The following is a 9,540-nucleotide window of genomic DNA, read 5'->3' as shown; positions in this document are numbered from 1 at the left end:
CCACAGCCACAGCCACAAAGGCAGCATAGCATACCAACTAGTAAAAACAACTCTTCTGAACAACCATATATGGAGAATGTACAAGAAGAATCTTTAGATAAGAAATGGTTTAATCAACTTACAAGAATTAAGCTAAAAGGATTCACTAAAACATTGGCATACAATAGTCACTTACTTAACGAGTCTGATGAATCTTATGAAATTCAGCTAAATGATGATGCAAAAAAAATTCTTGAGCTTGACCCTCAAAGTTTAGCTAAACTTCAATCAGCTATTAGCCAATATTTGAATAATCCAAGCTTTAGATTAGATATTAAAAACCTACCAAGCATTAACGCTAACTCTAATAGCAAGTCTCCAGCTGAAATAAAAACTCAAAGAGCTATTAAAAAAATTCATAATGATGAAAATGTCAAACTTGTTAAGGAAGCCCTTAATATAGATATTAAAAATGAAGATATAATTTTAACTGATTAAAAGAAGTTATATCAAAGCATCAACCTGTTGTTTTATTGCATCAAAATTAGCTTTAAAGTCACTATTTTGTTTCAATGCACTATATACAACATTACCCATCACTCTCCCAGCCTGCACATCACTTCTCCAATGAGCACCGCAGATCACTCTACTATCTCCATAGTCCACTCCTCTAGCCAAAATTTGCTCCCTATAATTAGGTAGAAGATCAGCTATCGTATACGCAACAACCATACCCCTTGTTGAATGTGCTGAAGGATATGAATGATGTGGATCAGGGTCAGAGCTAGGATCAGAATCAGAATGAGTACAAACATTCTTACTGTAATAAACGTATGGACGCTGTCTTTGATAATGGTCTTTTGCCTCTGTTGTAGAGTTTTTTCCATCATGAATAACCTTTTGGAAAAAGTCAGAATGGCTCTTTAACAGTTGCTTAAGTTGCTCTTTCTTTTCTTCTGAAATATTTGAATCCAAAGGCAAAGCATCTATAAATATGTTAATAAAATTATCTGGATCTGTATTAGCATCATTAATAGCTTGACTATATCTCTCTTTAGATATTTCTTTTGCATTAAAAAAACGACTCTCTACAAAAATTTGATTTGATATGTTCTGATCTTCTGCAAATGATGGTAATAAGTTTGAAACTGGAACAGGTACTTTTGATGCAGGTTCATTAGGTGTTTCAGGAGGAGGTGGCAATATTGCTAAACCATTAGGAAGCTTATCTCCACTTAAAAAGCCATCCCCTGCTGCGAAAGCTATAGTCGCACAAACAAAAGAAAGCAATACTATTATTTTTTTCATATTTTTGTATTTCCTTATTTTTATAAATATTCAGGAATTATACAAAAATGAATCAATAAGACTAAATATATACTATTGATAACAATAATAAGAAAATCTTATAAGGGTTAGATATATTCCCACGCATCTTTATCAGCAAGAATAGCATGTAAGAGTTTATTATTAAGGGTATGACCAGATTTAAAGCAATTAAAATGTCCTAGTATATAACCACCAACATAAAAGTCGCCAATTGCATCTAACAGCTTATGTCTTACAAATTCATCTGCATATCTCAAACCACCATCATTAAGTACACCATCATTTGAAATACCAACAGCATTATCAAGTGAGGCTCCTTTTGCAAGATTGTTTTGGTGTAAGTATGCAAGCTGCTCGTAGAAGCCAAAAGTTCTAGCCTTTGAAACCATCTTAATATACTCATCTAGGTTATACTCAAATAGTATATGATCATTTGTCGCAGCAATTACAGGATGATCCCACTCAATCTTAAACTCATACTTAAGATTATCACTAGGTAAAACTTCTGCAAATTTATCTTCATGCTCAACTCTAACAGGCTTTAATATCTTTATACCTTTACGATTAGATTCTTGCTCAACGATACCAGCTTCTTTTAATAGCTGAGTGAACTCATAAGAGCTTCCATCCATCACTGGTAACTCTGGTGCATTAACTTCAATGAGGACATTATCAACCTCAAACATCGCAAATGCAGACATTAAATGCTCAATAGTCGATACCGATAAGCTCTGATCACCATCCTTTGTTAATAAAGTACACATTATAGCTTCTTTAATATTAGATGGAGTTACTTTGATATCAACTACAGGGCTAAGATCAGCTCTACGAAATACTATGCCGGTATCGACATTTGCAGGTTTAACAACCATAGAAACATCAATACCGGAATGCAGACCGATACCCGTAACCGAAAATTCTTTTGTTATAGTTTTTTGCTTCATATTTACTCTCTATTATTAAATTTTAACACTTCAATTTAGCTAACATAATATAGCAAGGACAGTAGCAACCTTGCAGATTATCATATACTACAAAAATATAATTACTGTAATCGATAAATTAAATTATATATATCAAAAAATCATATTGATATAGAATCACTGAGATTTTAAGACTATATCAATATATTTAAATTACTAGAGTTATAAAGAAAAATTATCTTCTTCTAAGGAAACTTGGAATATCTGATTTATTAACATCTTCAGATTCTGTTTTTGGAGTACTAGCAGAAGAGCTAGATACATCATCATTCCTAGAGAAAGATGGTGATGGTTTACTTGAGAAACTTTGAGGTTGACTAGAAGTTGTCTTTTCTACACCAAAGCCTCTTTTCATAGCAACTTTTTCAATACCAGTAACTACAACTGTTACTTTCATAGAGTCTGTCATATCAGGATCGATAACTGTACCAGCAATCACAATAGCTTCATCTGAAATGAATGATCTAATTACTTCACCAACTTCTTCAAACTCACCAATTGACATATCCATACCAGCCGTTATGTTTACAATAACACCTTTTGCACCATCAAGATTAATATCTTCTAATAACGGGCTAGAAATAGCAGCCTCTGCAGCTTCTCTTGCTCTATTCTCACCATTAGCTTCACCCATACCCATCATAGCTAGACCCATATCAGTCATCACAGCTCTAACATCAGCGAAGTCAACGTTAATAAGACCTGGCTTAGTAATAAGTTCAGAAACACCTTTAACAGCATTTCCTAATACATCATTTGCTGCATTAAATGCATCCAAAAGAGATGCTCCTTTGCCAAGAACACTTAAAAGCTTTTCATTTGGTACTGTAATAATTGAGTCAACATGTTGAGTTAATTCATCTATACCATACTCAGCAGCTTTCATCCTTCTAGGACCCTCAAATGGGAAAGGCTTAGTAACTACTGCTACAGTCAGTATACCCATTTCTTTTGCCACTTCAGCTACTACAGGAGCACCACCAGTACCTGTTCCACCACCCATACCAGCTGTGATGAAAACCATATCAGCACCTTCTAGAAGTTGCTCAATTTTTGCTCTATCTTCAGTTGCTGCTCTTTTACCAATTTCAGGATTTGCACCAGCGCCTAGACCTTTTGTAAGATTAGTACCAATTTGTAATACATTTTGTACTTTCGACTTTGATAATGCTTGACCATCTGTATTTAATGCAAAAAACTCAACATCAGTAACATCTTCACACATGTGCTGAACAGCGTTACCGCCACCGCCACCAACTCCAACAACTTTAATTATGGCATTTGAGACCATTGAATCATTAAAATCAAACATATATTTACTCCTTTACTTTCGATTCATTATTGCTTAACTTAAAAATTATTTGAAAACCAACCTTTAACTGATGATATTATTTTCTTCTTCGACTTAGTGGTATTTTCATCAATCTCCATAACATCATCATCAATATTTTGATCATTACTTACATCACTATTTTCTGCAGCATACTTCAATAACCCAACTACTGTGGAGTATGATGGATTATGGACAACTTCACTTGCACCAGAAACCTCTATAGGACCACCAACCCTTACAGGAAGCTTAAACATATCCTCTGCAAGTCTTGCTAATCCTTTTAGCTTAGCACCACCGCCTGTAAAGACAATACCTGAAGAAATAACCTCTAATAAACGGTTCTGATCCAACTCACGATATAGAGACTCAAATATCTCTTCTACTCTTGCCTCTATTACAAGTGATAAATCTTGTAATGATATTCTCTTTTTAGCATTCCCTAATGAATTCGGTATATCTATCTTTTCATCCGGATTTTTAAGATATTTACTTGCTGCATAGCCAAATTGAAGCTTTAAGCTTTCAGCAGCCTCGATAGGTAATCTAAACACTTTCGATATATCAGAGGAGATACTACTACCACCAGTTTTAACACTTGATGTATAACATATACCGCCATCAGCAAAGACAGAAAAGCTTGTCGAGTCAGCACCAATATTCACAAGGCAAACGCCCATTTCTTTCTCATTGTCAGTAAGAGTCGCACTACTTGCTGCTAAATGCTCTACTACTAAGTTTTCTATAGCATAACCACAATTTGAAACGCATTTACGTACATTCTGTAACATCCTAGATGACGCAACAATAATATGTACATTAGACTCTAGTCTTACTGCAAACATTCCTATTGGTTCAGTGACTCCAGGCTGACCATCAACTATGTAGTCTCTCTGAAGAACATGAAGCATTTCTGTATCAGCAGACATCGGCACAGCTTTTGCTGTCTTAATAGCCATAGCCAAATCTTCTAAGCTCACCTCTCCATTTTCGACAGCTGCTAAACCATAAGAATTAAAGCCATTAATACTAGGCGCACTAACACCCAACGTGACTTCTTTAATATCGACTCCTGCTATGCTTTTTGCTTCATCTAAGGCTGCATTTAATGTTTCTATAGCCATTTCAAGATTAATAACAGAACCTTGTTTAATGCCCTTTGACTGCTTTTGGCTTACACCTAATATTTTTATACTGTTGTTTTCAGCAAGTTGTCCAATCGCAACGGTTATCTTGTGAGATCCCAAATCTACCGCACAAAAATTATTATTCCCAAAACCCATTTATTATAGCCCCAATCTAAGACAGATATTTTCTTACTTTCATACACTTACATTACATTATATGCTTATTATCATAGAAAACCAATAAAATAAATCTTTTTCTAGTTATACTTTACTGCAAAACCATCACTGTATCTCATATCAAAATATTTCACAGATTTGTAGCTTTTAACATCTTTATATGATTTAAAAAACAGATTTAGTCGTTTTTTTAATTTTATAGAACCTAGGACAACTTCAATATCATCTGTAAGTAAGACACTAAACTGATTACCTCTGTAGGATATTTTGACTATTTGCATATTATTATTTTCAGCTACCTTATTTAACTCTTGTAGAGTCTCATAGATATAGTCCTTACCAGCATCATCATTACTATCTATGTATGGTAAATTTTGATCATAATTAAAAACAACTGGAGTGATAATATCCATATTATCAAGCAGAATTTGGTTATTATTCCAATACGCGACAGGCTTATGATCATAGACATATACAACTAAAGTTGAAGGCCAGACTTTCTTTACAAGGGTATAGTCAACCCCTTTCATATCATAAAAATACTTCTCAACCGTGTCAATATTAAGATCAAACCACTCTTTATCGTTTAAACCTATTATTTTATTAATTAAGTCCTGCTTTGAAATGTATACCAAACCATCATTAGAAACCACATCCACTCTTGAGATTTTTTTATCTGTCTTACTAGCAATAAAAATCACAGCACCAAAAATTATTACGAAAATAAAGCTTAGTATAAAAAACTTTTTAAAAATCTTTAGCATTGTGCCTGTTCTAATATTGATTTAACAAAGCTATCAAAATCAATCCCCTCAGCTGCCGCTGACTTTGGAGATAAACTATTCTCTGTCATACCTGGTGATGAGTTAATTTCCATAATATAAAAATCTCCTCTATCATCATATATAAAATCGACTCGAGCATGTCCTTTACATCCTAATAGGTCATAGGCTTTTTTGGCTAACTGACGAACTTCTAGCTCTTTTTGCTCGCATAATCCACTAGGTGCATGATATATTGACTTACCGCTATATTTTGACTCATAATCATAGAACTCATTCAATGGCTCGATCCAGACAGATGAGTAAACATCATTATTAACAATAGCTACAGTTATTTCTTTACCAGTAACCCATTGCTCAATCATTACCTCACCATGCTCTGAAGCTTGTTTATATGCCTCTTCAAGCTCTTTAAATTTTTTTACTTTGAAAGTAGCTATACTAGATCCACCATTACTTGGTTTAACTGCAACAGGAAAACTAATCTCATCAGATTCCACTAATTTATCTGTAAGGAACTTTGCCATGGGTGTAGGCATACGATGGTGCATCCATATTTCTTTCGAGATCATTTTGTCCATAGTTATGACACATGATTTCATAGTTGAGCCAGTATGCTTAATGCCTAGCATTTCAAGCAATGCTGCTACCCTACCATTTTCGCCATCTTCACCGTGCAATGCAATAAAACACTTATCAGGATTTAACTCTATAAGTTTAGTAACTAAATCTTTTGAGCTTGCATCTAAGCCAGACGCATCATAGCCTTGATTTAGTAAAGAATCCAAAACTGCTTTACCAGATTTCAGAGATACTTCTCTTTCTGGAGAGTCCCCACCATATAGAACGACAATTTTTTCTTTTTGCATAAGTACCTAATTTCTTTTTTGTTTAAAAAAATCCCTTAAGAGCGTACTACACTCTTCAGTCATCACACCAGATGTTACTTTAAGGCTATGATTGATGTTCTTGTTTTGATGCAGCTTTTCATGAGAAAAAGCCCCAACACGAGTATCATAACAAGCATAAATCAACTCAGATACTCTAGCCTGAACTAAACCACCCAAGCACATTATACATGGCTCTAAAGTAACATACAATTTTGTATTAACTAATCTATAATTTTGAAGTTTTTTAGCAGCCTCACGTAAAACTAAAATCTCAGCGTGTGCTGTTGGGTCGTTCATCATTATCGTTTTATTAAAATTTTGTGTGACTATCTGATCATCTTTGACAAGCACTGCTCCTATAGGAACTTCACCGGCATCATAAGCCAACAGTGCTTGCTCATAAGCCTTTCGCATATAGAAAATATTTTCATCTGGACAATTAGGCATAAAGTTTTAGAATTTTCTTCTTGAAGAATTTACATCTCTTAGATAAGATAATACATTACATAATTGTTTGCTAGTACTTTTTATATATAAACCAGTGGGTACTTGTCAAACTATGTATAACCAACCACACTGGAAATGGAAATCAAAAAATGTCAGAAAATTTCAAAGAACTATTTGAGCAGTCTCTGAAGCAAACAGAGATGAGAATAGGTAAAATCATCGAAGCAACTGTAGTAAGCATAGACAAAGAATTTGCTATGATTGATGCTGGTCTTAAATCAGAATCTTTCATACCTGTATCTTCTTTGAAAAATAATAACGGTGAACTAGAAGTAGCTGCTGGTGATAAAATCAACGTTGTATTAGAAGCACTGGACAATAGCTGTGGTGAAACTAGATTATCTAGAGATAAAGCTAAAAAAATCGAGCTATGGGATAGAATTGAAAATGCCTTCGAAAACAATGAAACTGTTCTTGGTAGAATCACTAATCATGTTCGTGGTGGTTACACTATGGATGTTGAGGGTCTAAGAGCATTCTTACCTGGTTCACTAGTTGATACAAGACCTGTCAAAGATGTTGCTCATTTAGAAGACAAGGATATCGAGTTAAAAGTTGTTAAAATCGATACTAAAAGAAATAACATCGTTGTTTCTAGAAAAGCTGTAATCGAAGAAAATAACTCTGGTGATAGAGATGCTATGTTAGAGAAAATCTCTGAAGGTAGCGTACTTCAAGGTATCGTTAAAAACATCACCGACTTCGGTGCATTTATCGATCTTGGTGGAGTTGATGGTCTACTACACATCACAGATATCTCTTGGAGCAGAATTAGCCACCCTACAGATGTATTATCTATAGGTCAAGAAATCGATGTTAAAGTAATCAAGTTCGACAAAGAGAAGCAAAGAATTTCTCTAGGTATCAAGCAGCTTGGTGAAGATCCTTGGTTAAACATCGCTAATGAGCTTCCTGTAGGTGCTAAGCTTATGGGTACAGTAACTAACATAACTGACTACGGTTGTTTTGTTAAGTTAAAAGAAGGTATCGAGGGTCTAGTTCACACATCTGAAATGGATTGGACTAACAAAAACGTTAATCCTCATAAAGCTGTATCTATCGGTCAAGAAGTTGAAGTTATAGTACTTGAACTAGATGCTGATAATCACAGAATTTCTCTAGGTATCAAGCAATGTAGAGCTAACCCTTGGGATGAGTTTGAGAAAAACTATAAGCCTGGCGATAAAGTGACTGGTAAAATCAGATCAATTACTGAATTTGGTGTATTTATCGGACTAGAAGGTGGTATCGACGGTCTTGTACACATCTCAGATGTTGCATGGGATAACCCAGCTAAAGCAATTAAAGAGCTTAAAAAAGGTGATGAAGTTGAAGCAGTATTAGTTTCTGTAAACACTGATCTTGAGAGAATTGCCCTTAGCATGAAGCAACTTTCTGAAGATCCGTTCAAGAACTTCATAAATATCCACCCTAAAGGATCTTTAGTGAAAGGTAACGTTACTAAACTACAAGATAACGGTGCTGTAGTTATGCTTGACGCTGACAATAACATTGATGGTTTCATCAGAATTTCTGAGATTTCTGCTGAGCATACTAAAAATGTTAGTGATGAGTTAAGTGAAGGACAAGAAGTTGAGGCTAGAATCATAAACATCGACACTAAGAAAAGAAGTATTGCTCTTTCTATCAAGGCTGTTGATGAAGATACTACGGCTGGAGCTAAGTCTAATTACAAAGTAGAGCAAATGACTCCTACAACTCTTGGTGACTTAATCAAAGAGCAACTAAATAAGAAGTAATACTTCTTCAATCTTTTAAAATCTAGATCTAACTAGACCCCATAGACTATTTATAGCTTATGGGGTTTTTTTATTCATAAAATATAATAAAATATCCCTAATTTATAAATCTGATAAAAATAGTATGCTCACAAAAGATTTGAATGAAATCATATCGAAAATCTCTGATAACCAGGCTGTTAGCATTCCAACTGATACGGTATATGGTCTAAGCTGCAGGATATCCAAAGATGCTGTTGCAAAAATTATCAGCTTAAAAAAAAGAGACTCAAGCAAAGGATTTATAATAATCTCACATAACTACAAGCATTTGTTAAAATATACAAATACTGCTGTGCTATCAGCACAGCAAATCAAAGAAATATGTTCAGTACAGGAGCAGCCCACGACATGGATTGTGCCAGGCAAAGAAAGCATACAGTGGTTAGCAGGAGGGAAACCAACTATTGCTATACGCTTAGTAACAACAGATATCATAACAAATATTTGTACTAAAATTGATGATGCTATTATTTCAACTAGTGCAAATATATCTGGACAAGATTTCATCAACAATTCTCATTCAATTAATAAAACTTTTAACAATATTTATATCTTAGAAAGAGAAGTTAACTCTTCACAACCGTCAAGAATTATTGATATAATCACTAGAGATAGATATAGGTAAGCACAGGCA

General features: G+C 34.3%; 10 protein-coding genes. 3 read left to right on the top strand and 7 right to left on the bottom strand.

Translation table 11 applies throughout. The features are described 5' to 3' along the window. Nucleotides 1-477, top strand: a 477-nt coding sequence (locus FQ699_RS06615) for a DNA polymerase III subunit gamma/tau C-terminal domain-containing protein (RefSeq protein ID WP_306669291.1), incomplete at its 5' end; no start/stop codon positions are given. Between the two features lie 6 nt (nt 478-483). On the opposite strand, the gene FQ699_RS06610 is transcribed toward FQ699_RS06615, so the two are convergent. The 7 genes from FQ699_RS06610 to tadA all read right to left on the bottom strand — a co-directional run bounded on the left by FQ699_RS06610 (nt 484) and on the right by tadA (nt 7,044). Next, entirely contained in the window at nt 484-1,287 is an 804-nt protein-coding gene (locus FQ699_RS06610) for a phosphatase PAP2 family protein (RefSeq protein ID WP_146421676.1), read from the bottom strand. Nucleotides 1,288-1,394: 107 nt separating this feature from the next. Then, on the bottom strand, nt 1,395-2,252 hold the full coding sequence (gene lpxC, locus FQ699_RS06605) for a UDP-3-O-acyl-N-acetylglucosamine deacetylase (RefSeq protein WP_146421675.1): 858 nt from the start codon (nt 2,250-2,252) through the stop codon (nt 1,395-1,397). A 214-nt stretch (nt 2,253-2,466) separates the two neighbouring features. After that, nucleotides 2,467-3,603, bottom strand: coding sequence for a cell division protein FtsZ (ftsZ, locus tag FQ699_RS06600; protein WP_013921946.1), 1,137 nt, complete (start codon nt 3,601-3,603; stop codon nt 2,467-2,469). A 38-nt stretch (nt 3,604-3,641) separates the two neighbouring features. Next, entirely contained in the window at nt 3,642-4,904 is a 1,263-nt protein-coding gene (ftsA, locus tag FQ699_RS06595; protein ID WP_146421674.1) for a cell division protein FtsA, read from the bottom strand. A gap of 101 nt (nt 4,905-5,005) precedes the next feature. Next, a complete protein-coding gene (locus FQ699_RS06590) occupies nt 5,006-5,689 on the bottom strand; it encodes a cell division protein FtsQ/DivIB (protein ID WP_146421673.1) in 684 nt (227 codons plus the stop codon). Continuing rightward, on the bottom strand, nt 5,683-6,576 hold the full coding sequence (locus tag FQ699_RS06585; RefSeq protein WP_146421672.1) for a D-alanine--D-alanine ligase: 894 nt from the start codon (nt 6,574-6,576) through the stop codon (nt 5,683-5,685). The genes FQ699_RS06590 and FQ699_RS06585 overlap by 7 nt, the downstream gene beginning before the upstream one ends. Before the next feature lie 6 nt (nt 6,577-6,582). Then, nucleotides 6,583-7,044, bottom strand: a complete 462-nt coding sequence (tadA, locus tag FQ699_RS06580) for a tRNA adenosine(34) deaminase TadA (RefSeq protein ID WP_146421671.1) — start codon at nt 7,042-7,044, stop codon at nt 6,583-6,585. Nucleotides 7,045-7,193: 149 nt separating this feature from the next. Here tadA and rpsA point away from each other — a divergent pair, with 149 nt between their 5' ends. Continuing rightward, nucleotides 7,194-8,864: a 30S ribosomal protein S1 gene (gene rpsA / locus FQ699_RS06575; protein WP_146421670.1), complete on the top strand. Its 1,671-nt coding sequence runs from the start codon at nt 7,194-7,196 to the stop codon at nt 8,862-8,864. A 124-nt stretch (nt 8,865-8,988) separates the two neighbouring features. After that, entirely contained in the window at nt 8,989-9,531 is a 543-nt protein-coding gene (locus tag FQ699_RS06570) for an L-threonylcarbamoyladenylate synthase (RefSeq protein WP_146421669.1), read from the top strand. Nucleotides 9,532-9,540: the final 9 nt, after the last annotated feature.

The sequence above is a fragment of the Francisella salimarina genome (genome assembly GCF_007923265.1).
In the GTDB taxonomy this organism is placed as follows: domain Bacteria; phylum Pseudomonadota; class Gammaproteobacteria; order Francisellales; family Francisellaceae; genus Francisella; species Francisella salimarina.
The sequence above is the reverse complement of the archived record's forward strand: the minus strand, read 5'-3'. Positions and strand labels throughout refer to the sequence as shown.

Coding starts and splice junctions, on each gene's coding strand:
- FQ699_RS06610 (WP_146421676.1), bottom strand. CDS start 1,287: ATGAAAAAAATAATAGTATTGCTTTCTTTTGTTTGTGCGACTATAGCT.
- ftsA (WP_146421674.1), bottom strand. CDS start 4,904: ATGGGTTTTGGGAATAATAATTTTTGTGCGGTAGATTTGGGATCTCAC.
- rpsA (WP_146421670.1), top strand. CDS start 7,194: ATGTCAGAAAATTTCAAAGAACTATTTGAGCAGTCTCTGAAGCAAACA.
- tadA (WP_146421671.1), bottom strand. CDS start 7,044: ATGCCTAATTGTCCAGATGAAAATATTTTCTATATGCGAAAGGCTTAT.
- FQ699_RS06590 (WP_146421673.1), bottom strand. CDS start 5,689: ATGCTAAAGATTTTTAAAAAGTTTTTTATACTAAGCTTTATTTTCGTA.
- lpxC (WP_146421675.1), bottom strand. CDS start 2,252: ATGAAGCAAAAAACTATAACAAAAGAATTTTCGGTTACGGGTATCGGT.
- FQ699_RS06570 (WP_146421669.1), top strand. CDS start 8,989: ATGCTCACAAAAGATTTGAATGAAATCATATCGAAAATCTCTGATAAC.
- ftsZ (WP_013921946.1), bottom strand. CDS start 3,603: ATGTTTGATTTTAATGATTCAATGGTCTCAAATGCCATAATTAAAGTT.
- FQ699_RS06585 (WP_146421672.1), bottom strand. CDS start 6,576: ATGCAAAAAGAAAAAATTGTCGTTCTATATGGTGGGGACTCTCCAGAA.